28 protein-coding genes and 1 pseudogene are annotated in these 26,566 nt (G+C 65.9%); 5 read left to right on the plus strand and 24 right to left on the minus strand.

Features of this window, described 5'->3' with window-relative positions; genetic code table 11:
- Positions 1-68 precede the first annotated feature (68 nt).
- From APS40_RS14100 to APS40_RS14140, 9 genes are all read right to left on the minus strand, one after another.
- The gene (locus APS40_RS14100) at positions 69-944 is read right to left on the minus strand and encodes an ABC transporter permease (RefSeq protein ID WP_055049670.1); all 876 of its coding nucleotides are present in this window, start codon (positions 942-944) and stop codon (positions 69-71) included.
- Between the two features lie 236 nt (positions 945-1,180).
- Positions 1,181-2,068: an ABC transporter permease gene (locus tag APS40_RS14105; RefSeq protein ID WP_442855868.1), complete on the minus strand. Its 888-nt coding sequence runs from the start codon at positions 2,066-2,068 to the stop codon at positions 1,181-1,183.
- The gene (locus APS40_RS14110) at positions 2,065-2,868 is read right to left on the minus strand and encodes an ABC transporter ATP-binding protein (protein WP_055047660.1); all 804 of its coding nucleotides are present in this window, start codon (positions 2,866-2,868) and stop codon (positions 2,065-2,067) included. The genes APS40_RS14105 and APS40_RS14110 overlap by 4 nt, the downstream gene beginning before the upstream one ends.
- Positions 2,869-2,872: 4 nt before the next feature.
- The gene (gene hydA, locus APS40_RS14115; protein ID WP_055047661.1) at positions 2,873-4,327 is read right to left on the minus strand and encodes a dihydropyrimidinase; all 1,455 of its coding nucleotides are present in this window, start codon (positions 4,325-4,327) and stop codon (positions 2,873-2,875) included.
- A gap of 13 nt (positions 4,328-4,340) precedes the next feature.
- Complete coding sequence (locus tag APS40_RS14120; RefSeq protein WP_082434409.1) at positions 4,341-4,769, minus strand: endonuclease domain-containing protein; 429 nt, start codon at positions 4,767-4,769, stop codon at positions 4,341-4,343.
- Positions 4,770-4,918: 149 nt separating this feature from the next.
- Complete coding sequence (locus tag APS40_RS14125) at positions 4,919-6,169, minus strand: Zn-dependent hydrolase (RefSeq protein WP_055047662.1); 1,251 nt, start codon at positions 6,167-6,169, stop codon at positions 4,919-4,921.
- A 2-nt stretch (positions 6,170-6,171) separates the two neighbouring features.
- Positions 6,172-6,825: a DUF559 domain-containing protein gene (locus APS40_RS24525; protein ID WP_082434410.1), complete on the minus strand. Its 654-nt coding sequence runs from the start codon at positions 6,823-6,825 to the stop codon at positions 6,172-6,174.
- Positions 6,826-6,828: 3 nt separating this feature from the next.
- Positions 6,829-8,325 (minus strand): CoA-acylating methylmalonate-semialdehyde dehydrogenase, encoded by a 1,497-nt coding sequence (locus APS40_RS14135; RefSeq protein WP_055047663.1) that lies wholly within the window; start codon positions 8,323-8,325, stop codon positions 6,829-6,831.
- Between the two features lie 69 nt (positions 8,326-8,394).
- The gene (locus tag APS40_RS14140) at positions 8,395-9,726 is read right to left on the minus strand and encodes an aspartate aminotransferase family protein (protein ID WP_055047664.1); all 1,332 of its coding nucleotides are present in this window, start codon (positions 9,724-9,726) and stop codon (positions 8,395-8,397) included.
- A gap of 135 nt (positions 9,727-9,861) precedes the next feature.
- Here APS40_RS14140 and APS40_RS14145 point away from each other — a divergent pair, with 135 nt between their 5' ends.
- A complete protein-coding gene (locus APS40_RS14145; RefSeq protein ID WP_055049671.1) occupies positions 9,862-10,533 on the plus strand; it encodes a TetR family transcriptional regulator C-terminal domain-containing protein in 672 nt (223 codons plus the stop codon).
- 133 nt (positions 10,534-10,666) lie between these two features.
- The gene (locus APS40_RS14150) at positions 10,667-11,653 is read left to right on the plus strand and encodes an ATP-grasp fold amidoligase family protein (protein WP_197279329.1); all 987 of its coding nucleotides are present in this window, start codon (positions 10,667-10,669) and stop codon (positions 11,651-11,653) included.
- A gap of 51 nt (positions 11,654-11,704) precedes the next feature.
- On the opposite strand, the gene APS40_RS14155 is transcribed toward APS40_RS14150, so the two are convergent.
- From APS40_RS14155 to APS40_RS14180, 6 genes are all read right to left on the minus strand, one after another.
- Complete coding sequence (locus APS40_RS14155) at positions 11,705-12,520, minus strand: outer membrane protein (RefSeq protein ID WP_156342940.1); 816 nt, start codon at positions 12,518-12,520, stop codon at positions 11,705-11,707.
- A gap of 196 nt (positions 12,521-12,716) precedes the next feature.
- Positions 12,717-13,835, minus strand: a complete 1,119-nt coding sequence (locus tag APS40_RS14160; protein ID WP_055047667.1) for a helix-turn-helix transcriptional regulator — start codon at positions 13,833-13,835, stop codon at positions 12,717-12,719.
- Entirely contained in the window at positions 13,832-14,053 is a 222-nt protein-coding gene (locus APS40_RS14165) for a hypothetical protein (protein WP_055047668.1), read from the minus strand. The genes APS40_RS14160 and APS40_RS14165 overlap by 4 nt, the downstream gene beginning before the upstream one ends.
- A 149-nt stretch (positions 14,054-14,202) precedes the next feature.
- On the minus strand, positions 14,203-15,126 hold the full coding sequence (locus tag APS40_RS14170; RefSeq protein ID WP_236884107.1) for a DMT family transporter: 924 nt from the start codon (positions 15,124-15,126) through the stop codon (positions 14,203-14,205).
- A 6-nt stretch (positions 15,127-15,132) separates the two neighbouring features.
- Positions 15,133-15,510 carry a DoxX family membrane protein gene (locus tag APS40_RS14175; RefSeq protein ID WP_055047669.1) on the minus strand — a complete coding sequence of 126 codons (378 nt, stop codon included), beginning with the start codon at positions 15,508-15,510 and terminating at the stop codon, positions 15,133-15,135.
- A gap of 189 nt (positions 15,511-15,699) precedes the next feature.
- Positions 15,700-16,722, minus strand: a complete 1,023-nt coding sequence (locus APS40_RS14180; protein ID WP_055047670.1) for a GGDEF domain-containing protein — start codon at positions 16,720-16,722, stop codon at positions 15,700-15,702.
- 164 nt (positions 16,723-16,886) lie between these two features.
- Between APS40_RS14180 and APS40_RS14185 the strand changes: the two are divergent.
- A pseudogene (locus tag APS40_RS14185) lies at positions 16,887-17,226 on the plus strand (YkvA family protein).
- A gap of 129 nt (positions 17,227-17,355) precedes the next feature.
- Here APS40_RS14185 and preA read toward each other — a convergent pair.
- Together preA and APS40_RS14195 are read right to left on the minus strand one after the other, a co-directional pair.
- On the minus strand, positions 17,356-18,675 hold the full coding sequence (gene preA, locus APS40_RS14190; protein WP_055047671.1) for an NAD-dependent dihydropyrimidine dehydrogenase subunit PreA: 1,320 nt from the start codon (positions 18,673-18,675) through the stop codon (positions 17,356-17,358).
- An 11-nt stretch (positions 18,676-18,686) separates the two neighbouring features.
- On the minus strand, positions 18,687-20,036 hold the full coding sequence (locus tag APS40_RS14195; protein ID WP_055047672.1) for an NAD(P)-dependent oxidoreductase: 1,350 nt from the start codon (positions 20,034-20,036) through the stop codon (positions 18,687-18,689).
- Positions 20,037-20,525: 489 nt separating this feature from the next.
- Between APS40_RS14195 and APS40_RS14200 the strand changes: the two genes are divergently transcribed.
- Complete coding sequence (locus tag APS40_RS14200; protein ID WP_082434412.1) at positions 20,526-20,837, plus strand: septal ring lytic transglycosylase RlpA family protein; 312 nt, start codon at positions 20,526-20,528, stop codon at positions 20,835-20,837.
- Between the two features lie 343 nt (positions 20,838-21,180).
- Here APS40_RS14200 and APS40_RS14205 read toward each other — a convergent pair whose 3' ends face one another.
- The 6 genes from APS40_RS14205 to APS40_RS14225 all read right to left on the minus strand — a co-directional run bounded on the left by APS40_RS14205 (position 21,181) and on the right by APS40_RS14225 (position 24,590).
- Entirely contained in the window at positions 21,181-21,393 is a 213-nt protein-coding gene (locus APS40_RS14205; RefSeq protein WP_055047674.1) for a hypothetical protein, read from the minus strand.
- Entirely contained in the window at positions 21,383-21,535 is a 153-nt protein-coding gene (locus APS40_RS24915; RefSeq protein ID WP_156342941.1) for a hypothetical protein, read from the minus strand. Before APS40_RS24915 ends, APS40_RS14205 begins: the two co-directional genes overlap by 11 nt.
- Positions 21,536-21,591: 56 nt before the next feature.
- Positions 21,592-22,146, minus strand: coding sequence for a phosphonate metabolism protein/1,5-bisphosphokinase (PRPP-forming) PhnN (phnN, locus tag APS40_RS14210; protein WP_055047675.1), 555 nt, complete (start codon positions 22,144-22,146; stop codon positions 21,592-21,594).
- Positions 22,146-23,282, minus strand: a complete 1,137-nt coding sequence (locus APS40_RS14215; protein WP_055047676.1) for an alpha-D-ribose 1-methylphosphonate 5-triphosphate diphosphatase — start codon at positions 23,280-23,282, stop codon at positions 22,146-22,148. The genes phnN and APS40_RS14215 overlap by 1 nt, the downstream gene beginning before the upstream one ends.
- Positions 23,260-23,982: a DUF1045 domain-containing protein gene (locus APS40_RS14220; RefSeq protein ID WP_055047677.1), complete on the minus strand. Its 723-nt coding sequence runs from the start codon at positions 23,980-23,982 to the stop codon at positions 23,260-23,262. Before APS40_RS14220 ends, APS40_RS14215 begins: the two co-directional genes overlap by 23 nt.
- Before the next feature lie 98 nt (positions 23,983-24,080).
- Positions 24,081-24,590: a hypothetical protein gene (locus tag APS40_RS14225; protein WP_055047678.1), complete on the minus strand. Its 510-nt coding sequence runs from the start codon at positions 24,588-24,590 to the stop codon at positions 24,081-24,083.
- Between the two features lie 300 nt (positions 24,591-24,890).
- Between APS40_RS14225 and APS40_RS14230 the strand changes: the two genes are divergently transcribed.
- On the plus strand, positions 24,891-26,147 hold the full coding sequence (locus APS40_RS14230; protein ID WP_055047679.1) for a glycerate kinase type-2 family protein: 1,257 nt from the start codon (positions 24,891-24,893) through the stop codon (positions 26,145-26,147).
- A 102-nt stretch (positions 26,148-26,249) separates the two neighbouring features.
- Here APS40_RS14230 and APS40_RS14235 read toward each other — a convergent pair whose 3' ends face one another.
- On the minus strand, positions 26,250-26,450 hold the full coding sequence (locus APS40_RS14235; protein ID WP_055047680.1) for a hypothetical protein: 201 nt from the start codon (positions 26,448-26,450) through the stop codon (positions 26,250-26,252).
- Positions 26,451-26,566 lie beyond the last annotated feature (116 nt).

Consider the following 26,566-nt stretch of genomic DNA (forward strand, 5'->3'; position numbering starts at 1 on the left):
CATCCGGGCCATAGTCGCCCGTCGTTCCCCCTACCACGTCAAGTCCGCCCGCCGCGGCCAGGCGGACGTTACGTCCGCCCACCTCTTACGGACGGATGCCAGAAGGTCACGGCGCGCTCGATGAGCGCGATGACCCCATAGAAGGCAGACCCTGCAACCGCCGCCACGGCGATTTCTGCCCAGACCAGGTCGATATTGAGCTTGCCGACCTCGGTCGATATCCGGAAGCCCATTCCCACGATGGGCGTCCCGAAGAATTCCGCCACGATTGCGCCGATCAGCGCCAGAGTCGAGTTGATCTTCAAGGCGTTGAAGATGAACGGCGCGGCGGCGGGCAGGCGCAGCTTGAACAGCGTCTCCCAGTAGTTTGCAGCATAGGTGCGCATCAGGTCGCGCTCGATCATCGACGAGGCATTGAGCCCGGCGACCGTGTTCACCAGCATCGGGAAGAACGTCATCGCCACCACCACGGCGGCCTTCGACGGCCAATCGAAACCGAACCACATCACCATGATCGGCGCGATGCCGATGATCGGCAGCGCCGAGACGAAGTTGCCGATCGGTAGCAGCCCGCGCTTGAGGAAAGGCGAGCGGTCGACGAGGATGGCGACCGCAAAGCCCGAACCGCAACCGAGGATGAACCCGGCCAGCACCGCCTTGAAGGTCTGGACGAAATCGGCGGCCAGCGTCGGCACCGAGGCGGTGAGCCGGGCCCAGATCATGCTGGGCGCCGGCAGCAGCACCTGCGGCACGCTGGCGCCCCGGGTGATCGCCTCCCAGGCGACCAGCACGGCGACGCCGAACGCCACCGGCATCAGCCAGCCGACGAGGCCGTCATTGACCTTGCCGCGGCGGATATCGGCCGAGAGCTGTTCGGCGAACAGCCAGCACAACAGCCAGGTAAGCACCAGCAGGGCCCAGAAGCCGGCGAGCGCCCCCGTCATCGGCTCGACCCAGCCGATCAGCAGGCCGCAGCCCGCCGCCGCGAGAAGGCCGGTGGCAATCGTCGGCGAGCGCAAGCGGAAGGCGCCGATTGCCGCCAACGTCGCGGCGAGGAAAATCAGGGTCGGCACGCTGCTCCAGGTCGAAACCGCCTCGCCGCCGAAATTGCCCATCGGCAGCAGCAGCGTCAGCAGTGCGAACAACAGCGCGCCGAGGGCGAGGATGGCCTGCAGCCGGCTCATGCCCGCACCCCCATCCGCCGGTTTGCGAGCTTCTCGCCCCAGCCGACGAGGATCACCAGGATAGCGGCGAGCGCTGCGGCGATGAACAGGGCAGCCCAGATCTGGATGGTCTGCCCGTTATAGGAGCCAGTGAGCAGCCGTACGCCGAGCCCGCCACCGGCATTGTTGCTGAGCTCGCCCACCACCGCTCCGATCAGCGAAATGGCGATGCCCACCTTCATCGAGGCGAACAGGAAGGGGATCGAGGCGGGCCAGCGCAGCTTCATGAACACCTGCAGCGGCGAGGCATTGTAGGTGCGCATCAGGTCGAGCTGGATCGGCTCGGGGGTGCGCAAGCCCTTCACCATGCCGACGACGACCGGGAAGAAGCTGAGATACATCGAGATCAGCGCCTTGGGGACCATGCCGGTGACCCCCACTGCACCCAGCCCCACCACCACCATCGGGGCAATGGCGAGGATCGGCACCGTCTGGCTGGCAATGATCCACGGCATCAGCGAACGATCCGAGGCGTTGTTGTGGACGATCATCACGGCCAGCAGCACGCCCAGCAGCGTGCCGAGCGCAAAGCCAAGCAGCGTCGCGCCCAGCGTGATGCCGGCATGGAAGGCCAGGGAGCGCGGCGCCGTGACGGCAGCGCCGAACAGCCCGGTCCAGATCGCCCCGACCACCTGGTGCGGTGCCGGCAGCACCGGCTTGTCCTGCGCAAAAGTCTGGCCGACGAACTCGGTGAACGGCACGTTGGTGAGGTTGGCCCGCGCATTCAGCGTCTGCTGCCAGGGGGCGTTCATCACCACGGCCATGGCGTACCAGAACAGCACGATGACGCCGAGCACGACGAGGATGGGGATGGTCTTTCCGCCCGCAAGCCCCTGCATCGCTATTCCTCGTACGAGTGGCCGGCGCGCAGGCCGTCGCGCACCCGGGCGGCGAGCTGCAGGAATTCCGGCGTTTCGCGGATTTCGAGCGGCCGTTCGCCGCGCGGCAGCGGGCTGTCGATCACATCAGTCACTCGGCCGGGGCGCGGGCTCATCACCACGATCTTGGTACTGAGGTACACCGCCTCGGGGATCGAGTGGGTGACAAAGGCGATGGTCTTCTGCGTCGCCGCCCAGAGTTTCAGGAGTTCCGAATTGAGATGGTCGCGGACGATCTCGTCGAGCGCTCCGAACGGCTCGTCCATCAGCAACAGGTCGGCATCGAACGCCAGGGCCCGGGCAATCGAAGCGCGCTGCTGCATGCCGCCACTGAGTTGCCAGGGGAACTTCTTCTCGAACCCTTCGAGGTTCACCAGTTCCAGCGACTTCCTGATCCGGGCTTTCCGATCGGCCTCGCCATAACCCATGATCTCGAGCGGCAGCGCCACGTTGTTTTCGATCGAGCGCCACGGAAACAGCGCCGGCGCCTGGAACACGTAGCCGTAGGAGCGGTTGACCCGCGCATCGGCCGGCGACGTGCCGTTCACCGTGATGGCGCCGGACGTCGGCTGTTCAAGATCGGCGATCACTCTGAGAAAAGTGGTCTTGCCGCAGCCCGATGGACCGATGAACGAGACGAACTCGCCTCGATTGATGCTCAGATTGACGTCCGACAGCGCCACTACGTCGCCATCACCAGTCTTGAACGTCAGGCCGAGACCCTTGGCCTCGACCACGCTCTGCGATTTGCCCCCGTCAGTCGTCAAACTCTCAAACCCCCGTCGCCGGAATACCGGTGCGTTCCACCTTGCGCGGCGCGGTGATCTCTTTCCACGTCGAAAGCGCCCGGTTCACCGGGTTCTTGGCTTCCCGCGCCACGAACTGGCCGTGCCCCTGTTCGGCGTTGACCGTGTCCTCGGTCACTGCCACCTGGCCACGCGTCAGCGTGAAGCGCGGCAGCCCTTCGACTTCGATGCCCTCGAACACATTGTAGTCGATCGCCGACTGCTGCTTCGCCGCGGTGATCGTCTTCTTGCGCTTGGGGTCCCACACCACGAGGTCGGCATCGGCGCCGACGAGGATGGCGCCCTTTTTTGGATACATGTTGAGGATCTTGGCGATGTTGGTCGAGGTCACCGCGACGAACTCGTTCATCGTCAGCCGGCCGGTATTGACGCCTTTCGTCCACAACACCGGCATGCGGTCTTCGAGCCCGCCGGTGCCGTTCGGGATCTTGGCGAAGTTGCCGACGCCGTTGCGCTTCTGCGCCGTGGTGAAGGCGCAGTGATCGGTCGCCACCACCTGCAGCGACCCCGAGGCCAGCCCGGCCCACAGCGAATCCTGGTGCTGCTTGTTGCGGAACGGCGGGCTCATCACCCGGCGCGCCGCATAGTCCCAGTCGCGGTTGAAGTATTCGCTCTCGTCGAGCACCAGGTGCTGGATCAGCGGCTCGCCATAGACGCGCTTGCCGGCCTGCCGCGCCCGGCGGATCGCCTCATGCGCCTGCTCGCAAGAGGTGTGGACGATGTAGACCGGTACCCCCGCCATGTCGGCGATCATGATCGCCCGGTTGGTCGCCTCGCCTTCCACTTCGGGCGGGCGCGAATAAGCATGCGCCTCCGGGCCATTGTTGCCGGCGGCAAGCAGCTTAGCCGTCATCTGCGCCACCACGTCGCCGTTCTCGGCATGAACCAGGGGCAGGGCGCCGAGATCGGCGCAGCGCTGGAACGACGAGAACATCTCGTCGTCATCCACCATCAGCGCGCCCTTGTAGGCCATGAAGTGCTTGAACGAGGTGATGCCGCGATCGACCACGTCGGCCATTTCGCTCCACACCTGCTCGCCCCACCAGGTGATCGCCATGTGGAACGAGTAGTCGCAGGAGGCCTTCGAGGTCTTGTTGTCCCACATCTGCAAGGCTTCGAGCAGCGACTGCTGCGGGTTGGGCAGGCAGAAATCCACCACCATGGTGGTGCCCCCGCTCAGCGCCGCGCGCGTGCCGCTCTCGAAATCGTCGCTCGAATAGGTGCCCATGAACGGCATTTCGAGATGCGTATGCGGATCGATGCCACCCGGCATGACGTAGCAGCCCGAGGCATCGAGCACCTCGCCCCCAGTGAGGTTCTGCCCGATCTCGGTGATCCTGCCGCCTTCGATGCGGATATCGGCCGCATAGGTGAGATCGGCGGTGACGATGGTGCCGTTCTTGATGATTTTGCTGGTCATTCGAGTTTCCCTGTCATTCGAGTGTGCCCCGGATCACCTCTCCCTGGGGGGAGAGGTCGGACTTCGCATAGCGAAGTCCGGGTGAGGGGGCCTTCTCCAGCGTCTCGGCGATCACCTGCAGCACGCCGTCCATGTTGGTCAGTACGTCAGAGTTCCAGAAGCGGATGACCCGATAGCCATGCCGGTGCAGCACTTCCGTTCGCGCGGCGTCCGCCATGACGCCGGCAGCCGTTCCGTGCTGCCCACCATCGAGTTCCACGATCAGGTCGTGCTCACGGCAGGCGAAGTCGGCGATGTACGGGCCGACCGGCGCTTGGCGCACGAATTTGCACCCAAGCAACTGCCGGTCTCTCAATTGGAACCAGAGTTTTCGCTCGGCATCGGACGAGTTCTCTCTAAGGGAGCGGGCACGCGCCACGAACTTGCTCTTGAGCGTCCCCATAAGGCCCCCTCACCCGGCGCTACGCGCCGACCTCTCCCCCCAGGGAGAGGTGGCCGTGCGGCACGATCGCGCCCCAACTTCACCTCTCCCTCTGGGGGAAAGGTCGAAGCGCAACGCGCTTCGGGTGAGGGGGCCTTCTGGAAGCATCCTCACCCCACGATCTCCGCCGTCTCCAGCACCGCACGCAGCAGCACGTCGGTGCCCGCCGCCGCCCACTCTTTCGAGATCTCTTCCGCCTCGTTGTGGCTGAGCCCGTCGACGCACGGGCACATGATCATTGCCGAGGGCGCCACCCGGTTGATCCAGCAGGCATCGTGCCCGGCGCCCGAGACGATGTCGCGGTAGGAATAGCCGAGTTCCTTGGCCGCCTCGCGGATATTGCCCACCAGCGTCTTGTCGAAGGTCACCGGGTCGAAATGCCCGACCTGCTCGACTTCGGCACTGATATCGAGCGCCTCGGCGGTGTTGGCGATGCCGTAGCGGATGCGCTCGTCCATCTCGTCGAGCACCTCCTTGTTCGGCGAGCGGATGTCGATGGTGAACACCGCCTTGCCCGCGATGATGTTGCGCGAGTTCGGCCAGACCTGAATGTGGCCTACCGCGCCAACGGCGTCGGGCTGGTAGTCCATCGCCACCTCGTGCACCAGCTCGATCACCCGCGCCATGCCGAGGCTGGCATTGCGCCGCTTCGGCATCGGGGTCGAGCCGGTATGGGCTTCCTTGCCGGTCAGCGTCACCTGCAGCCATTTCAGCCCCTGGCCGTGCGTGACGACGCCGATATCGACACCCTCGTCCTCGAGGATCGGGCCCTGCTCGATATGCAGCTCGTAGTACGCATGGATCTTCCGCGCCCCGACCACTTCGTCGCCGCGCCAGCCGATCCGCTCCAGCTCCTCGCCGAAGCTTTTGCCGTCCTTGTCCTTGTGGGTGTAAACGTCCGCCTGGTCGAGCACTCCGGCGAACACGCCCGAGGCCATCATCGCCGGGGCGAACCGCGCCCCTTCCTCATTGGTCCAGTTGACCACCACGATCGGGCGCCGGGTGCGGATGTCGAGGTCGTTGAGCGTGCGGATCACCTCGAGCCCGCCCAGCACCCCGAGCACCCCGTCATAGCGCCCGCCGGTCGGCTGGGTATCGAGATGGCTGCCGACATAGACCGGATCGAGCCCCGGCTCGGTGCCCTCGCGCCGCGCGAACATGGTGCCCATCTGGTCGAGCCCCATCTCCATCCCGGCCGCCTCGCACCAGCGCTTGAACAGCGCCCGGCCCTTGGCATCGTCATCGGTCACCGTCTGCCGATTGCTGCCCCCGGCAACGCCGGGGCCGATCTCGGCCAGCTCATGAATGGAGCTCCACAGGCGGTCGGGATCGATACGAAGATTTTCGCCGGGAGCTGCCATGGTCAGTCTTTCAAGAGTCGAGGGATATCTGCGGTGAGCCGGTAGCTCCGCTGTTTCGTCGTCGCGGCCATGCTCCCTCTTTCCCCTCTCCCCTCAGGGGAGAGGGTGGCGGGCGCGAAGCGCTCGCCGGGTGAGGGGTGCCCCGCTATCGCCGCGAGCAGGCTATCAGCAACGCCATGGGGGTTGCCCAGCACGTCACTGTTCCAAAAGCGCAGGACCGAGTAGCCCTGAGCCGTCAGGTAGTCGGTACGGGCCTGATCGGTTGAGGAGTCGACGTGCTGGCTGCCATCCAGTTCGACGATCAATGCCGCTTCGCGGCAGACGAAGTCTGCGAAATATGGGCCGATCGCCACCTGCCGGGCGAACTTCCAACCACCGATTTGCCGGCCGCGCACCATCTGCCAGAACTTGTGCTCGGCGTCCGTTTCGTTGCGGCGCAACGAGCGTGCCCTAGAGACTGAACCCCTCACCCGACGCTGCGCGTCGACCTCTCCCCTCAGGGGAGAGGTGACCTCGGCATCGGTGCGGGGGGGCGCACTTTGCACCGCCGGTGCCTCATCGCCCCCTCCCGGCGATGGCTCGGCCCTCGTCCGGCACCCCTCAGGGGAGAGGGCTGGGGTGAGGGGCAGTCCAGCAATGCCGGTGCTTGTCTGCATCCGCTACTTCTGACTCGGGAAGCTGAATTCGGCGCCGCTCTTGATGCCGGCGGGCCAGCGCGTGGTGACCGTCTTCAGCCGGGTGTAGAAGTGCACGCCTTCCGGCCCATAAATCCCGTGGTCGCCGAAGATCGAGCGCTTCCAGCCGCCGAACGAGTGGTAGGCCACCGGCACCGGGATCGGCACGTTGATGCCGACCATGCCCACTTCGATCTTGTCGGCGAAGTCGCGCGCCGCATCGCCGTCGCGGGTGAAGATCGCCGTGCCGTTGGCATATTCGTGCCCATGGATCAGGTCCACCGCATCCTGGTAGCTCTGCGCCCTGACCACCGAGAGTACCGGCCCGAAAATCTCCTCGCGGTAGATCTTCATGTCCGGCTTCACATGGTCGAAGAGCGTACCGCCGACGAAGAAGCCGTTCTCATAGCCCTGCAGCGTGAAGCCGCGGCCATCGACCACCAGTTCGGCTCCGGCTTCGACGCCCGCATCGATATAGCCGACGATCTTGTCGCGCTGCGCCTTGGAGACGATCGGGCCCATCTGCGCGTCCTTGTCGGTCGCGGGGCCGATCTTCAGCGCCTCGACGCGGGGCTTCAGGCGGGCGATCAGCGCGTCGGCAGTCTTGTCGCCCACCGGCACCGCCACCGAAATCGCCATGCAGCGCTCGCCGGCAGAACCGTAACCGGCACCCATCAGCGCATCGGCGGCCTGGTCCATGTCGGCGTCGGGCAACACGATCATGTGGTTCTTGGCGCCCCCCAGCGCCTGCACGCGCTTACCGGCCTGGGTGCCGCGCCGATAGACGTATTCGGCGATCGGCGTCGAGCCGACAAAGCTCACTGCCTTGACGTCGGGGTGGTCGAGAATGGTGTCGACCGCTTCCTTGTCCCCATGGACGACGTTCAGCACGCCATCGGGCAGCCCGGCATCCATCAACAGCTGCCAGGCGAACATCGGCGCGCTGGGGTCGCGCTCGGAGGGCTTGAGCACGAAGGTATTCCCGCAGGCGATGGCGAGTGGATACATCCACATCGGCACCATGGCCGGGAAGTTGAACGGCGTGATGCCGGCGACCACGCCCAAGGGCTGACGATCGGAATAGCTGTCGATGTTGGGGCCGACATTGCGGCTGAACTCGCCCTTCAGCAACTGCGGGGCGCCGCAGGCGAAGTCGACGCAGTCGATGCCGCGGGCCAGTTCGCCCAGCGCATCGTCATGCACCTTGCCGTGTTCCTGGCTGATCAGCCGGGCCAGTTCGTCGGCATGCTTTTCGAGCAGTTCCTTGAACTTGAACATCACCCGCGCCCGCTTCATTGGCGTGGTGGCGGCCCAGGCCGGCAGCGCCCGCTTGGCGGCGGCGACTGCCGCGTTGACCTCGTCGACGCTCGACAGCGGCAGCGTTGCGGTGGCCTCGCCGGTGGCCGGGTTGAACACCGGCTGCGTACGGGTGCTGGTCGAGGTGATCAGCTTGCCGCCGATCGCATTCTGTATCGTCTGCATCACAGACCTCCGCTCATCGAATGTAGAACGTTCATTCTATCTGGTGCGATATAGAACAATCGTTCCATTCTACTCAAGCGTCTTGAGGATGCTGCCCAGCGTGCCGATCAGCTCGTCGATCTGGGCCTTGGAAATGATCAGCGGCGGGCTCATGGCGATGATGTCGCCGGTGGTGCGGATCAGGATGCCGGTCTCGAAGGCTTTGACGAAGGCCGAGAAGGCCCGCTTGGTCGGCTGCCCGGCGATCGGCTCGAGCTCGATGGCGCCGATCAGCCCCAGGTTGCGGATGTCGATTATATGCGGCAGGCCCTTCAGCGAATGCAGCGCATCGGCCCAGTAGGGCGCGAGCTCGGCGCCGCGGGTCAGCAGCCCCTCGTCCTTGTAGGTTTCGAGCGTCGCGAGGCCCGCCGCCGAGGCGATCGGGTTGCCCGAATAGGTATAGCCGTGCATGAACTCGATGACATGCTCTGGCCCCTGCATGAAAGCGTCGTGGATCTCCGAGCTCACCAGCACCGCGCCCATCGGGATCACCCCGTTGGTGAGGCCCTTGGCGGTCACCATGATATCGGGCGTCACACCGAAATAGTCCGCCGCGAACGGCGTGCCGAGGCGGCCGAAACCGGTGATCACTTCGTCGAAGATCAACAGGATGCCGTGCTTTTTTGTGATCTCGCGCAGCTTCTGCAGATAGCCCTTGGGCGGGATCAGCACGCCGGTCGAGCCGGCCACCGGCTCGACGATCACCGCCGCGATGGTCGAGGCGTCATGCAGCGTCACGATGCGCTCGAGTTCCGACGCCAGGTCCTCGCCGCCCATCTCGCGCTCGCCGCGGGTAAACTGGTTCTTGCCCGGGGTATGGGTGTGCGGCAGGTGATCGACGCCGGTCAGCAACGTCCCGAACATCTTCCTGTTGGTGACGATGCCGCCCACCGAGATGCCGCCGAAATTCACCCCGTGATAGCCGCGCTCGCGCCCGATCAGCCGGAAGCGCCCGGCATCGCCCTTCACCTTGTGATAGGCCAGCGCCACCTTCAGTGCCGTCTCGACCGATTCAGAACCGGAATTGGTGTAGAGCACATGGTCGAGCCCCTTGGGCGCGATCGACACCAGGGCATTGGCCAGCTCGAACGCCTTGGGATGACCCATCTGGAAGGCCGGTGCGTAATCGAGCTCGGCTGCCTGCTCCTGGATCGCCTCGACGATCTTGGGGCGGCAATGGCCGGCATTGACGCACCACAGGCCCGCCGTGCCGTCGAGCACCTTGCGTCCGTCGGAAGTCGTATAGTGCATGTCCTTGGCGCCGACGAACATGCGTGGCGCCTTCTTGAACTGCCGGTTGGCCGTGAACGGCATCCAGAACGCACTCAGATCGTTCGGCGTGACATTGCGACGGTCGGACACCTTGGACTCCCCCGGAGGCTATTTGTTGAGTTTCAAGGTCAAGTATATTTGGTGCTTGACCTTTGGATGTGTTATCCAGAAATTTGACCAGTTGGAAAAAACGTTATCACTCCCATGCCGCCGATCAAGGTGAAAATGCTGGAGACCGAAGGCGGCAAAGGGGGCGCAAAGGCAGCGCCGTCGAAGCGCCCGCGGGCGCAGACGCGCATCCAGCGCGAGAAGCAGGAAGTCATCCTCGAGGCGGCGCTCGACGTGTTCAGTCGCGAGGGTTTTCGCGGCGCCACCATCGACCAGATCGCCGAAGCGGCGGGGATGAGCAAGCCCAACCTGCTCTACTATTTTCCGCGCAAGGAGGAGATCTACCAGCGCCTGTTGGCCGAGATGCTCGACATCTGGCTGGCCCCGTTGCGCGAGATCGATTCGGACGGCGATCCGGTGCCGGAGCTGCGCTCCTACCTGCGCCGCAAGCTGGAGATGAGCCGCGACTATCCGCGCCAGAGCCGGCTGTTCGCCAACGAGATGCTGCAGGGCGCGCCGCGCGTGCTCGAGATGCTCGAGACCGACCTCAAGGCGCTGGTCGATGACAAGGCCAAGGTCATCGAGAGCTGGATGGATGCCGGCAAGATCGTCCGGACCGACCCCTACCACCTGATCTTTTCGATCTGGGCCACCACCCAGCACTATGCCGATTTCGACGTGCAGGTGCGCGCCGTGCTCGGCAAGGGGCGCGGCGGCGAAGGCCGCTTCGAGGATGCCGCGCGCTTCCTCGAAAACCTGTTCCTGCACGGACTCCTGCCCAAGTCGTGAGACAAGCGCGAGCTCGCGGACCAGGCTCGCAACCATCAGGGTGCGGCTCGCAATTCTGCGCCGGCAAGTAACGCTTGACCGCTGGAACGGATTCCAGGATCACGCTCTCAGTTCGTGCGTTACGGGGGGCGCCGTGACCAGCCGTGCCGACGAATGGATACTGCGCGCGGCAAACGCGTGGGTCCGTCTAACCAAGCCGGGCCTCGTGCGCGCCTGCCGGCGGCACTTCGGGTCTCTGCCCGACTTCGCGCGGCCGCGCGGCCATGACGCGCTGATGCAGTGGCGCAAGGTCTTCGACCGCAACCCGCTCTTCGTCACCTTTTGCGACAAGCTTGCCGCCCGCGACTGGGCCAGTGCCCGTGTTCCGGCCCTTGACCTGCCGGAGCTGATCTGGACCGGCAGTTCCCTCGAGGTGCTTCCTCCGGGACTCCCCGAAGACGATCAGGTGCTCAAGGTCAACAGCGGCTCGGGCAGCAACTACTTTCCCGGCCGCGAACGCTGGGACGATGTCACGCTGCGCAAGCGTTTCCGCCACTGGCTGCGTTGGCCGCGCCGCGGCCCCGCCGAGTGGGCCTACGGTCGCGTGCCGCGGCGTCTCGTGCTGGAACGCCTGGTTGCCGATCCGTCCGAGCTCATCGAGCTGACCTTTCGCTGCCAGGACGGCCAAATTGCCTCGGCATTCATCGCCGTCAACTGGAAGACCCCCGCGGCTCGAGGCTGCTACCTGACCGTCGATGGCGCCGCCTTCCGTCCCGAAGATGCCGATGTGGCTGCGCAACTTGTGCGCCCGGAGCCGTTCGAACGCGCTGCCGCCATGGCGAGGCAACTCGGTCGCGACCTCGACCACATCCGTGTCGATTTCTACCTCAAGGGTGAGGCCATTTTCTTTGGCGAACTCACCGCCTATTCGTCGTCGGGGCTGGGCGACGAAGAACAGGTCGGCGTCGGTCAACTGATCGAGCGTTCGTGGCTCGCGGCCCTCGAAAAGTCCTGGTTCCTGTCGACGCCGCAGCCATGGCCGATGTCGTTATATCAGAACGCTTTCCGCCGCTGGCTGGTCGTGCGTCGCGGCGAGCTCTCAGGGGCGCCAGCCGCAACCGGGGAGGCCAGGCATTGGTGAACTGAAAAAAGGCCGGCTGCACAGGGCAGCCGGCCCGCGGCTGGGGCCGCGTCAGAAATGGTAGTTCACGCCAACCTTTGCCGTGTAGATGCTTACCGCTCCGATATCGGGTATCGAACTCACACCGATCGGCGTGATCGGCAGCCCAAGATTGACACCGGTTACCGGGACTTCCTGCTCGCGGAAGCTGACGACCCCCAGCTCGGCCCCGATCGACATCTGCTCGCTGAGCTTGGTCTGTGCGCCGACCGCGAAAGTCGTTCCGAACAGCACGCCGCTCGCCTGGCTGTTGGCTTCGAGCGGAACCGGGGCCTCTTCGCCATCGGTATAGCTTCCGCCGGACGTGAGTGTCGTCGTTCCATGAGTCACCGCAAGACCACCCTTGCCGTACACCAGCCAGTCTCCGAAGGCGAAACCGACCTGCCCGGTAAACGTGCCGATTGCCCCGGCGCTGAAGGTCTTCTGCATCCCGAGATCCAGGTTGAAGCTGTCCTCGGGCTCTTCTTCATCGGTGACCTCGAGTTCGTAGTCGAAGGAGACCGACTTTTCGAGCACGCCGGCCCCGGCGCTGGCTTCAAGCCCCAGGACCAGCGAGCCGTGCTGGAAGTTGTAGCCGGCGCGCACGTCCCCGAGCAGCGTTCCGATGGCGGTGCCGGCGGTCTGCATGGAATAGTCGAAAATGTAGTCGCCGTCGGGCTGGCTTGCCGACGAGCTGGTACTGGTTTCCGCCGCCCGGTCGATCCCGTAGCCGGCGTAGATGCCAGCGTAAAAACCGCCCCAGTCAGCCGTCGTAGTTGCCACGTCTTGCGCATTGCTCCCGCCCGCCGTAGCTGCAAGCCCCGCCGCTGCCGCCAGTACAATCGTCAATCGCATCGTCTGCCCCGTCTGGTGAGTATGGGGAGCAACCTGCCGTCGCAGCGACCCGCCGACATCGCCCAAATGCATGAGATGGGCGGGGTCTCCAACGGGTGTTGCCGTTTGGTCACTGAGCCCGTGGCAGCCAGCGTGCCGGCTCGTCGCCGCCTCGACGCGCCGGCGCCACCCGCGTTCGGCGATACCGAAGTCAGTTGCCGCCGTCGGGGGAGATCAGTCTGGCCAGCAGGGCCACCAGCTGACTCTGTTGTCCGGTGCTGGTCTTGACGAACAGCTGCGCCAGGTGGGTCCGCGCCGTGTGAATCGAGATGTTCAGCAGCTGGGCGGTGTGCTTCAGGCTGTGTCCCTCTACCAATGCGCCAGCCACCTGCGCCTCTTTGCCTGTGACCCCGAACAATCCCGCAAGGCGCTGCTCGAGGTTGCGAGGGTTGGCTGCATCGAGCGGCTGGACAAATATCGTCGCAGACTGTCCCACCGGCAGGCCATATAAGCCGGCGTCCGCCATCGGCGCGACTGTCACGGCCAGCCCTCGCCCCAGCCCGTCGGCCGGCGGCACGATCATGTAGCCTCCGAGGCCGGATCTGCCGTCGGGCTCGGCAAACGCATCTGCAAGCAGCCGGCGCAGCTGCGTCGTGCTTCGTCCGGCTTCTATGACGCCCCGTAGCGCACCCAGTCCGCTCGATGTGCCGGCGAGCAGGTTCTCGGCCGTGTCGTTGATGCCGAGCAGCCGCCCATGCGCGTCGACGACCATCATGCCGATGTTGAGCCGGTCGTAGGTTCGGTTGCGTTCGGCGAGTCGCAGCGCCCCAAGTTGCGAACGCATGTTGACGATCCGGGTCATCAGCGGTGTCAGACGGCCAAGCAGCGCCAGGTCTTCCTGCTCCAGCGGTCGCTGGTCGAAGCCGGAGCTGCCGCCAAAGAAACCGGTGATCCGTCCTTGGCTCGCCGTGTTGATCGCTACAAAGCTGCGGTCGCCCTGCGGACGTAGCCAACCGTTGAAGAAGACGCTCCGCTCGAACTCACGACGCGACATCAGTGTCACGTCGCTGACCACCCGGCCGACCGGAGCCCCGACAACCGGATTTTCCAACTCGGGGGCGAAGCAGATTTCGCCGTAGGACTCCTCGCATTCGCCGTACAACAGCTGCTGCCCCCCCGTTCTGGCTTCGAACACGCCGATCGCCAGCACGCGAGTGGGGATCATGCGCTTGATCGCCGCGGCTGCGTCCGGCCAGCCGCGTTCGTCGTAGACTGCCGCATACAGGCTTTGTGTCAGCGCCGCGATGTCGTCGCCCGTCACGGTGGTCAAGGCCGGTCCTCCGGTTCGACCAACCGCGCCGGCAACGCCACCAGATGGCTTTTCTGCCCAGTACCGGTCTTGGCGAGCAGATGCGACCGTGTGGCCCGGGTGTCCCGCAGCCCGATGGTAGCGCTGGAGCAATTGATCAGCTGCTTGAGCTTGTTCGCAGCGGCGGCAAACATCAGGTCAGATAGCTGGGCGATATGTTGGGCACTGGCAGGTCGCATGCAATCGACTCTTCAGATTGCCGCCCCCCTGGCGGCGCCGACGGACAATGGGGTCAAGTATCAATATCGTTGTTATAACGACTTTGCGTCGTCGCGTCGCGTCAGACATCATTCAAATGAATGAGACCACCTTCACGTTCTTGTCGAGGTCACCGCTCCCGGAGCAGCGCCAGCACCAGCAGGCCCAGCACGGTGACCGCCGCTCCCGCAGCGACGCTCAGGCTGGTCCAGCCATGGCCGGCGAGCCCCTCGAACACGATGACGAACGCCGGCACCAGGTAGCCATAGGCGATGACCTTGGCGGCCGGCAGGCGCGCCGAGGCATACTGGATCAGGAAGAAGCAGACCGCGGTCGGCCCGATGGCGAGATAGAGCACCACCCACCAGACCAGGGCCGGCAGGTGCAGCCAGTCGGTGGCGAGGATTTCCGGCACCCCGTACAGCACCAGCCAGATCGCCGTAGCCAGCATCGTCCAGAAGCTCAGCACCAGGGCCGACTCGCCCCGGTTGTAGCGCCGCAGCAGCGGCGTGTAGATCGCGTAGGCGACGCAGCCGATGAAGTAGATCAGCTCGCCCTGGCCGACATCGAAGCGCAGCAGCGCATCGATATCGCCGCGGAAGATCACCCAGATGGCGCCCCATCCCGCCAGCATCAGGCTGATCAGCACCGCCGGGCCCGAGCGCTGCCCGACGATGAAATAGGCCGTCACCGCGGTCATCAGCGGCACCAGCGTGTAGACCGCGCTGGTCGCCACCGGCTGTGTCATGGTCAGCGCGATGAACATGGTGACGAAGTAGATCGCGGTGAGAAACCCGTTGATGGCGAAGCGCCAGGGCGCCGGCGGAAAGGCAAATCGCTGCCGCGCCACGCCGAACGCAAACGCTCCCATCAGCGCTGCCGCAAGGACGAAGCGCAGCGCGTTGAGCGGCACCGCGTGGATATAGGGCACGGTCAGCGCCCCGAAGGTGAACGAGCCGGCGATCAGCGCCGCAAACAGCAGCATCGCCAGATGCGACAGCACCCGCTGTCGCCTGGCGTCACTGTTCTCGATGCTGGTGCCGGCGACGCTCACGGCCGATCACAGCCCATAGGCGATGACCAGGAGGAAGGCGCCGGTGAGGCCGCTGTTCATGATGAACGACTGCACATGCGGCTTCTGCTCGTCGCCTGAGAACGCCCAGAACGGATGGAACAGCACTGTGGCGAGGACGAGGAAGACGATCAGCGCCAGCCCGCCCAGCACGCCGGCTATCGGCAGGAACGGCGCCAGCACGACCAGCGCGCCGCCCACGATCTGCAGCGCCACGCCGACCTTGGCGGCGGTTTCCGGCTGCGTCACCTTCTTGCCGGCGAGAAAGCTCGCGAGCCCTGGAATGCTCTTGATGTTGCGGATGCCGAAAACCACGAAGGCGCCGCCCAGCAGGAGGTGGGCGAGAAAGAACAAAGTCGAGAACATGCGTGAAGCTCCTCGGTGTGCCAGAGCGCTCTCGGGCGAGACGGCCCCGAATCCGAAAGCACGGTCAACAAATCGGCACGCGCCGTTTCGCGAATGGCGAGATGCCTGTTACAGGACAACGACGTGCGAGGCAGGCCGGAATCGACACCGACCCACCGATTTATGGCGCATGGGGCGATGTTCCGGTTCTCACGCGGCGCTGGCGATCCTCGAAGAGTCGGCGAAGACGAAGGCGTGGCCGGGCAGGGCCTTGGCGCGATAGAGCGCAGCATCGGCGGCGGCCACCAGCCGCGTGCGGTCTTCGTGCTCATCGCCCATCGCGATGCCGATGCTGGCGCCGATCTGGACCTGCGTCGCTCCCAGCCGCACCGGCTCGTTCAGCGCCAGCGCGATGTCGGCCGCCAACTCGGCCAGTTCGGCCCGCGATGTCGGCGGTGAGCGCAGGAAGGCGAACTCGTCGCCGCCGATCCGCGCCACGCAGTCGCCGTCGCGCGCCAGGGTGGCGAGTCGCGCCGCGACGATGCGCAGCAGGTCGTCGCCCGCGCCGTGCCCAAAGCTGTCATTGACGTGCTTGAAGCCGTCGAGATCGAGATAGAGCAATGCCGGCCCGCGCGCCGAGCCCGTCAGCTGCCGGTCGAAGCCGAGCCGGTTGGCGAGGCCGGTCAGGGCGTCACGCGCCGCCAGTTCCTGGGCGGCGCGGCGGCGCACCTCCAGCAGGCGCGTCAGGCGGTAGAGCCGGTTCAGCACGATGCCGATTCCGGAGAGGAACAGCGCGCTCGCCAGCAGCCGGATCGGCGCCAGGCGCTGCGCCAGTTCGGTGCCGATCCGCCTCGGTGTCCACAGCAACTGCGTCTGGGACCTGGGCACCGGCAGCGAGACTTCGCCTGGCCGGGCACTCGCCGCGTCGCCGAACCGCGCCCCGACCAGCACGAAATCGTCAGCCAGGCGCGCCGCGGCGGCGCCATCGGGTTGGCCATCGCGCAGCACCACCTCGAGCGCGACCTTGGCCCGCTCGGTTTCGGCGCTGATCGCCGTCTCATCGATCGACAGGATCGAGTAGGCGGCGGCGATCACCACGCTGAGCCCGAGCAGCACGATGGCCGCGATGCTGATGAGCAACAGGCGACGCGGGTTGGGAAGCTCAAGTTCCGCCATGGCGGAGTCGTCGACACCGCGTGCCGCTTCCGCTTTGCCTGCAACGCGCTGCGCCATTCGTCCCCCTCCTCGCCCGGGAGGCTAGGATGCCGGAGTTTGCCAATCCCTTAGCGGGCTCGCCTTGTGTCGACGCATGGTTGAGCAATTCTTATGGGGCGATCGGCCAGGTTCGCTCCGGCGGATCAGGCCCGCGAGGGCAACGTGGCGGTGGAGGCATGGCAATGACTTTGCTCGAGCGGACAAAGCGCTGGGCGAAGACGCTGAAACGCGACGTGATCGCGCTATGGATCGCTGCCCGGGACGAACGAACCCCGCTAGCGGCGAAGTTGGTCGCGGCCATGGTCGCTGCCTATGCCCTGTCGCCGATCGACCTGATCCCCGATTTCGTCCCGATCCTTGGCTATCAGGCTGATCCCGCCGGCCTTGATGGCGGAGTTCCGGCAGGAGGCCGCTGGCCGGGACAGGCCGGTGAGCAGAAGCGGGCCGGTCTTCATCGCGCTGGTGTGGCTGGGATGCCTCGCCCTGCTGGGCTGGTGGGTCTACGGGCGCATCGTCAGCTAGAAGTCTGCGGGACGACCAACGGCGCCATCCCTGCGTAAGCGCATGGGCGCCAGGGAAGGAGCGAGCCGTCACCACGCGGGGATGACGCCGAGTTTTGGGCGACCCATCCCGAAGGACGCTGCAACCGACTTATTCCGCCGGCTCCACCGCCTTGCGCATCGGGTTGTTGGGGTGTGTCGTCCAGTTGGCGTAGGTCGGCTCCACCACCTTGTTGGTGCGCTGGTCGAGCATGCCGGGCTCGAGCTGGATCATGGTGATGCAGTCTTCCACCGGGCAGACATTGACGCAGAGGTTGCAGCCCACGCACTCGTCGTCCATCACCTCGAAGTGCCGCTTGCCGTCCTTTTCCTTCATGATCGCCTGGTGCGAGGTATCCTCGCAGGCGATATGGCAACGGCCGCAGCTGATGCACTTGTCCTGGTCGATATGCGCCTTGGTGATGTAGTTGAGATTGAGGAACTGCCAGTCGGTGACGTTGCGGGTGGCGCGGCCGGTGAAATCCTCGAGCGTCGCGTGGCCCTTCTCATCCATCCAGTTCTTCAGCCCCGAGATCATCTCCTCGACGATCTTGAACCCATAAACCATGGCCGCGGTACAGACCTGCACGTTCCCGGCGCCCAGCGCCATGAACTCCGCTGCGTCGCGCCAGGTGGTGACCCCGCCGATACCGGAGATCGGCAGGCCGTGCGTCTCGGCATCGCGGGCGATCTCGGCCACCATGTGCAGCGCGATTGGCTTTGCCGCCGGGCCGCAATAGCCGCCATGCGTGCCCTTGCCGTCGATGGTCGGCATCGGGGCGAAATTGTCGAGGTCGACCCCGGTGATCGAATTGATGGTGTTGATCAGCGACACCGCGTCGGTGCCGCCGTTCTTGGCCGCCCGCGCCGGGCGCCGCACGTCGGTGACGTTCGGCGTCAGCTTGGTGATCACGGGCATGCGGCTGTACTGCTTGCACCAGCGCACGACCATTTCGACATATTCGGGCACCTGACCGACGGCGGCGCCCATGCCGCGCTCGCTCATGCCGTGCGGGCAGCCGAAATTGAGCTCGATCCCGTCGGCTTCGGTCTCTTCCACCAGCGGCAGGATCGCCTTCCAGGCGTCTTCCTCGCACGGCACCATGATGGAGACGACCACGGCCCGGTCCGGCCAGTTCTTCTTGACCTGCTTGATCTCCTGCAGGTTCTTCTGCAGGTCGCGATCGGTGATCAGTTCGATATTGTTGAAGCCGAGCAGCCGCCGGTCGGCGCCCCAGATCGCGCCGTAGCGCGGCCCGTTGACGTTGACCACCGGTGGGCCCTCTTCGCCCAGCGTCTTCCACACCACGCCGCCCCAGCCCGCCTTGAAGGCGCGCTCGACATTGTACGCCTTGTCGGTCGGCGGCGCCGAAGCCAGCCAGAACGGGTTGGGCGATTTGATCCCGACGAAATTGTTGCGGATGTCAGCCATGGCGTCCTTCCTCAGTTTCCAGCGAGATAGCGGTTGATGCTTTCGGCCGCGTCGCGGCCCTGTGCCACCGCGGTCACCGTCAGGTCGTCGCCAGCAGCGATGCAGTCGCCGCCGGCCCAGACACCCGGCCGCGAGGTGCGACCCTCGGCGTCGGTCTCGATGCGGCCGGCGTTCAGCGCCAACCCGGCTGCCGTTTCGTCCTCGAGGGTCTGGCCGATGGCCTTGAACACCTGGTCCGCCGGCAGGGTCAGGGTGTGGCCCATGCCGCTCAGCCGGCCATCCTTGAGTTCGGTATATTCGAGCTCGATGCCGGTCACCTTGCCGTCTTCGCTCAGCACGCGCCTGGGTTGCAGCCAGTGCCGGATGGTGACGCCTTTGGAGGCGGCGAGGTCCTGCTCGAAGCTCGAGGCGTTCATGTGCTCCTGCCCGCGGCGATAGCAGATGGTCACCTCTTCGGCGCCCAGGAGCTTGGACTGCACGGCGGCGTCGATCGCCGTCATGCCGCCGCCGATCACCACCACGCGGCGGCCGACCGGGAGCTTGGACAGATCATCGCTCTGGCGCAGCTCGGCGATGAAATCGACGGCGTCGGCGAGGCCGTGGGTGCCGTCCTTCTCCCCCTCGGCCCGCAGCGCATTGACGCCGCCGAGCCCGATGCCGAGAAATACCGCATCATGCGTCTCGAGCAGCCGGTCGAGCGTCAGGTCCTGGCCCAGCCGCTGGCCGAGCACGATCTCGATGCCGCCGATCGAGGTGACATAGTCGACCTCGGCCTGCGCAAAGCCGTCCGGCGTCTTGTACGACGCGATCCCATATTCGTTGAGCCCGCCCGCCTTGGGGCGCGCATCGTAGATCACCACGTCGTGCCCATGTACCGCCAGCCGATGCGCCGCCGCGAGGCCGGCAGGGCCGGCGCCGACCACCGCGACCGTCTTGCCGGTAGCGGCCGCACGGGTGAAGAACTGGGCGTTCTCCTGCATGGCAATGTCGGTGGCGTAGCGCTGCAACTGGCCGATCTTGACCGGCTTGCCTTCGGCCTCCATGCGCACGCAGGCATCTTCGCAGAGCTGTTCGGTAGGGCAGACACGGGCGCACATGCCGCCCAGGATATTCTGCTCGAAGATCGTCTCGGCCGCCCCCAACGCGTTGTCGGTCGAGATCTCCCGGATGAACATCGGGATGTCGATCTGGGTGGGGCAGGCATTCATGCACGGCGCATCGAAGCAGAAATAGCAGCGATCGGCTTCGACGAAAGCCTCGTGCCGGTCGAGCGCCGGATGCAGGTCGGAAAAGTTGCGTGCGTACTGGCCGGGCTCCAGTCGCCCGGATGCGATGCCTTGCTTGAGCATTCCCCCGCTCATCGGCAGCTCCCTCTCTCCTTAGAGCCATTCCAGACAAGGACGCTAACGCAGCTCAAAAGTTTTATCAATTGGTCAAAAATGAAATCTGCGCGGCATCTCGAAGAGGGTCCCGGTGGAGGGGCGGAGAAGGGCAACCGGCCGCCCGGCCCGGTTCAACCGAGCTAAATCACGCCTTATTTTCCACGCCGAAGGGAACCGACGGAGATGTTTTTTCTACCCGCCGTGAAAAACATCACCGTGCTCCAGAAGCTCCGAGTCATGCTGCGACCAAAGGCAAGTCTATGAGATTCCGCGCAGAATCCCCACGGCAGCGGGCACTGCCACTGATGCATTTGGGCAACGGTTCCACTTGGAAGGGCTCTGTTCATTTTCGGTTCATATTGTCGCCACACCGCCAAAGCCTTCTCCCGCTCATCGTAAACAAGCGTGAGTAGTCCAAGGTTGAATAGGAAAATCGTTCTGGTCGCCGCAGCCCTCGTGACGGGCCTTATGACCTCAGTCACAGGTGCGATGGCAGATCAGTGCGGTGGGGCGTCCTGGTATGGACCAGGTTTCCACGGCAAGAAGACGGCCTCGGGCGAGCGGTTCAATGAGAATGCCATGACTGCAGCCCACAAGACTCTTCCCCTCGGCTCGGTTGTGAAGGTTACCAACCAGCGCACGGGCAAGTCGATCAAGGTCACGATCAACGACCGCGGTCCCTTCGCAAAGGGCCGCATTATCGACCTCAGCAAGGCCGCTGCCGCCAAGCTCGGCACCAAGAGTTCGGGTGTCGGCAAGGTGTGCGTCGCCAAGCTGTGAGACGTCGAACCGGATGCGCTCAGGGCAGGGTTGAGACCTGCTCACTTCGAGTGCGTCGTGGCCTTGGGCCCGCCGGTTAGCCAAGATCAGGGGTCGCCCGGGTGAGAGGGGCGGCCCCTTTGCTTTTCGAGCCGATCCCACCTGATGCGCCGCTCCGGCCCCAAGGGGGCGCGCCGGCACGCAAACCCACTCCCTTGGCTCCGCCAAACCCGGTGTCATCCCCGCGAAAGTGGGGACCTCCGTTTGCGGTCGCGCCTACGACGCGAAAAACAGAGGTTCCCGCTTTCGCGGGAATGACGCCGGTGGGTCGCTGTCGCCGACATAGATGCCACACAAACACTCCCTAGAGATCGTTGGTGGCGTTGAGTTCGCTGGTTTTCAGCCCATCCCCTTCCGGGTCGAGCGGGTGCGGTGCCTCAGCGCCGAGCACCGCCTCGATATCGACAGCGAGCTTGGTGAGATCGAGCTCTGCCACCTTCTCGACCGGTTGCCGCAGCAGCGCGTGCCGCAGCGCATCTTCGATCCGCAGGGAGCGTTCGGATTCGTCAACCGCCATTGCCATCGATCTTGATTCCTCCCTGGTCGACGCGGATCTCCAGCGCCGGCTTCTGCGACTGCTGATAGGCGAAATAGATGCCGAAGCCGACGACGAGCGCCGCCAGCACTGCAATGATGGTGTAGAGCGAGCTTCTGGTCATGCCGGGTTCCCTGTTGACGCCGTTGCAGGGTGCAACGCATCAGCCCGGCGGCGGGTTCAATCGGTGATGGCGCGCAGCGCCGAGACGAAGGCGTTGATGCCCTCGTCAAGCCCAGCCGAATTGTCGATGATCACCGGAACGATGCCGTCCGGCACCGGCGCGCCCTCGCGCTGCAGCCGCGCCTCGATATCCTCGGCGGTTTCCCGTCCCCGCCCGGCCAGGCGCCGGGCCCGCACCTCGGGCCGTGCCGTCACCAGCAGCACATGGCAGTTCGGATATTTCTCGATCGCCCGCTCGATCACCTTGCGCGAGGTATTCACCACCACGATCCGCCCGGCGACCATCGCGGCATCGATTGCCGCCGGCACGCCGTAGCAAAGCCCGTGCGCCTCCCAGTCGAGCGCATAGGCGCCAAGCAGTTTCTGCCGGGCGAACTCGTTGACATCGACGCTGTCGTGGTCCTCGAGCTCCACCATCGCCGTCCGCGTCACCACGCGGCGCGGGAAGCTGAAGCGCGCATCGTCTGCCAGCACCGTCCGGGCCGCGCCGATCAGCGTATCCTTGCCGGCGCCCGACGGTCCGACCACCAGAACGAGGGCGCCCTCATGCATCAGCTGACCCGCTTGCCCTGCCGCCACACCGAACGCACCACCGGCACCGGATCCGTCCGCTGCACCCGCACCAGGTCGGCGCGCTTGCCCAGCGCGATCTCCCCGCGATCACCCAGATGCGCCGCCGCCGCCGGCCGCGACGTCACCATGCCGATGGCCTGCGGCAGGCTGATATTGTCGGCCCGCTCGGGCAGCAGGAACGCCGCATACATCAGCGCGAACGGCACATAGTCCGAGCTCAGCACGTCGAGTACGCCGGCCTTGGCCAGTTCCGCGGCCGAGATGTTGCCGTTGTGCGATTGCCCGCGCACCACGTTGGGCGCTCCCATCAGCACCGCCAGGCCCGCCGCGTGACAGGCGCGCGCCGCCTCCATGGTGGTGGGGAACTCGGCGATCGCCATACCGTCGCGCACCGCCTCGTCGACATGCGCGACCGTCGCGTCGTCGTGGCTGGCGAAGGCGAGGCCGATCTCCCGGCCGCGTTTCAGGATCGCGGCGCGGTTCTTGTCAGCATATTTGTCGCGCTCGGCCTGCCGGTCGGCGATGAACCTGGTCATCTCGGCGTCCGAGAGGCGCAGCTTCTTCTGGTAGTAGGCGATGTAGTGCTCGAGCGTGGTGTACTGCCGCGCGCCTGGCGTATGGTCCATCAGCGAGGCCAGCCCGACGATCGGGTTGCTGCAATTGTCCTCGAACTGCTGCGCCACGTCGGGCGTCGCCAGTTCGCAGCGCAAATGGATGTGATGGTCGGCGCGTAGCCGGTCGCTGGCATCCGCCTCGGCGACTGCGTCGACCATGGCGCGCACATCGGCGGTGATGTCGCCGGTCTCCGGGTCGGAGCCGATGCGCACGGCATCGAACACGGTGGTGATGCCGGCCCCGGCGACCTGTGCATCGTGGCTCTGCAGCGCTGCGATGGCATTCCAGGTCACGCCCGGGCGCGGCCGGTAGTGGTTCTCGAAGTGGTCGGTGTGCAGCTCGACGAGGCCGGGGATGACATAGTCGCCGTCCATGTCCTCGCCGGCGCGCACCGTCCCCGTGTCGATCGCGGCAATGACCCCGTCGCGCACCAGCACCGAGCCGGTCACCACTTCATCGCTGAGCACGATGCGAGCGTTAGCGAGCGCGAATTCGCTCATTGGCGGCCTCCCCGGTAAGCATGAAATCGCCAAGGCGCATGAACGGCGCTCCCGGCTCAGGTTCGTGGAACAGCACCAATCTGTCCAGCATGGTTTCGGCTTCCGCCAGCGCACCGAAATGCGCGGCGGCGGCGCGCATATAGGCCTCGCGCTCGGCTTCGGGCAGCCGGTCGGTCAGCGTCATATGCAGGCGGAATTGCTCGAGCACATAGGGGTAGCCGAAGCGGTCCATCAGCTCGATCTGCCGGGCGCTCAGGTGACCGCCCTTGAGGCGACGCTCGCGCTCGGCGGCCGACGGCTGGGCGCGAAACGGTTCGAACGCTGCGACGACCTCGGCGGCGAAATCGGTCAACTCGGCGCTCTGCCTGGCCGGTACCAGCGCCAGAAAGCCGTCGATCAGGCTGAGCTGCAGCCGACCGATGGCCACCGGCTCCGCCATGGCGGCGAAGTCGGCCAGCGCCACCTCGAGGTCGGCGCGCGATTTGTCCGCGGCGAGCGTCATCGGCGCCTTGATCGTGGCGTGAAAGCCGTAGCGCCGCGCCGAAACGCTGCGGTCGAACAACGCGTCGCGTGCCGTATCGGCGAGCGGGCCATCTATGCTCCGTCCGCTCAGCGGATCGCGGCCCAGCCATTCGGCGGCCTTGACCCAGAGCGGCGCCGCCGGGCTGGGGGCGTAGTAGATGGCGAAACGTTCGGGCATGGAGACTGCGGCTCGGCAAGGGACGGGGCTGACTAGCCGCGTTCGATGTCAGTTTTTTGTCAGTCCGACAAGCTGTGCACCGACGGCTCGAGACCGTCTCAGATCACCCGCGCCACGCAGGCGGCGGTCGTGTCGGCCGCGCCATCCAGCACGTTGTCCGCCACCAGCGTCTCGCCGCTCGGCAGGGGCCGCAACAGGGCGAAGAAGCCGCGTTTGCCTTCGCTCTTGAGCTGCCACTTGATCCGCGTGCCTGGCGGCAGGTCTTCGGCGCTCTGGTTGACCACCACGATGGCATTGGCCTTTCCGGCCACCGCGCAGCTCAACGTCACATTGAGCCCGAAATGCCGGGTTTGCAGCGTTGGCTCGGGGATATAGTCGGACGACGAGTCGCCGCCGTCGCTGTTGCCCGATGGGCCCGGATTGGCCGGGCCTGGCGGGGTGAGCGCGTCCGTCGGGCCGGTCCCGGTTGCCGGGCCGGTGCCATCGATCGGCGGCAGTCCCCCGCCGGGATCGAGCGGCAGGACGTCACCGGCAAGCGGTGCGCCGCCAGCGGACAACAGCATCAGTGTCGTGAGCAACGCGCCCACGAGAGGACGAATACGGTTCATCGGTGTTTCCTGCGCAGGCCCGGCCGCGTCCACGGTCGGCGCCTGACTATGTCGTTGCTGGCCTGCCGGTGCAACTGCAGCCCGACGCCATGACGATGCGAGCGGCGCCTGTTGGCTGCGGTTCGGCAGACCGGTTGATGTCATTGGTGATCGGGCACAGGCGTGCCCAATCCGATTTTCCGCTTTTGTAGCACGGCGGAGCTGTACCGGGGATGAACGCATCGCCGCAGCGCCTCGTCGCCGCTTGCCTCCACGCACCTGCGCCGCCAATATCGCGACAAATCAGCAAGCTGGGCTCTTATGGATCGCGATCTTCTCGAACGGCTGTTTCATTGCGCCGTAGATGCCGCCCAACCGCAGCACGCCATCGCCGCCAATCTTCCGCCGCCGCCGAAGGGGCGCACCATCGTCATCGGCGCCGGCAAGGCCTCGGCGCAGATGGCGCGGGCCTTCGAGGTAGCCTGGCCCGGTCCGATCGATCGCGGCCTCGTGGTGACCCGCTACGGCTATGGCGTGCAGTGCGAGCGCATCGAGATCGTCGAGGCCGCCCATCCGGTGCCCGACATGGCCGGCTATCTCGCGGCGCGCCGGCTGATGGAGACCGTCTCCGGTCTCGGCCATGACGACCTGGTCGTCGCGCTGATCTCCGGCGGCGGGTCGGCGCTGTTGCCGCAGCCGGCGGTGGGCATGGCGTTCGAGGACGAGCAGGCGGTCAACCAAGTCCTCCTCGCTTCCGGCGCCCCGATCTCGGCAATGAACGTCATCCGCAACGAGCTCAGCGCCATCAAGGGCGGCCGCCTCGCCGCGCTGGCGTCGCCGGCACGGGTCGCCACCCTGATCGTCTCCGACATCCCCGGCGATGATCCCTCGCTGGTGGCCTCGGGGCCTACGGTGCCGCTTGCCTCCGGCCGCGCCGAAGCGCGCCATCTGGCGGCGCTTTACCGCTTGAAGCTGCCGCCGGCCGCCGAGGATCTGCTGGCCTCCGAGCTCAATCTGGCGCCGTCGCCCGACGACCCGCGCTTCCGGCACAACAGCGTCCGCATCATCGCCTCGGCCGCTTTGTCGCTCGAAGCCGCCGCCGCCGAAGCCCGATCGGCCGGGCTCGCGGCGCATATCCTCTCCGATGCCGTCGAGGGCGAGGCGGGTGACGTCGCTTTGGTCCACGCCGCCCTGGCGCGCGAAATCCGCACCCGCAACCGTCCGTTCAGCCGGCCCGCGCTGTTGCTGTCCGGCGGCGAGACCACCGTCACCATCCGCGGCGGTGGGCGCGGTGGCCGCAATGCCGAGTTCCTGCTGGCCTTCGCCCTCGCCATCGACGGCATCGACGGCATCACCGCGCTGGCGGCCGATACCGACGGCATCGACGGGGCGGGCGACAATGCCGGCGCCGTCTGCGACGGACACACGGCGGCACGGATGCGCGCCGCCGGCATCGATCCGCGCCGGGCGCTCGCCGACAATGACGCCTATAACGCCTTCCGCGCCGTCGGCGGGTTGCTGCTCACCGGCCCGACCGGCACCAACGTCAACGACTTCCGCGCCATCGTCGTGCGGTGAAAACGGCAGTCGTGAGTAGGCAGTCGGCAGTCGTAGCGCGACGTCTTCTGCCGACTGCCGACTGCCGACTGCCGCGTTACTCCTCGACCCCGGGGAGAGGACCTATTCCTCGACCCACGAGTCGAACTCGCCGTCCTTGCTGAGCCGGGCCACCATGTAGCCGCCGCGCTGACGCGGCCGCACTTCGTAGTCGTAGTCCTTGCCGTCCATGGCGCGTTGCAGGTTGGCGGCGCTTTCGGCGCTTTCCGCCGAGGCAAACACCTGCGGCACGCTGCCGCCTTCGCTGACGAATGCTCGTGACATCGCATCCTCCTTTGCCCGCAACATAGCGCACCTTAGGCCGCCGGACGATTTTCCTCGCCCGGGAACTTCCCTTTCCTGCGCCCATGCCTTTAAGTGCGGCCGCTTTCAGGGAGTGT

It is taken from the genome of Devosia sp. A16, assembly GCF_001402915.1.
In the GTDB taxonomy this organism is placed as follows: Bacteria; Pseudomonadota; Alphaproteobacteria; order Rhizobiales; family Devosiaceae; genus Devosia_A.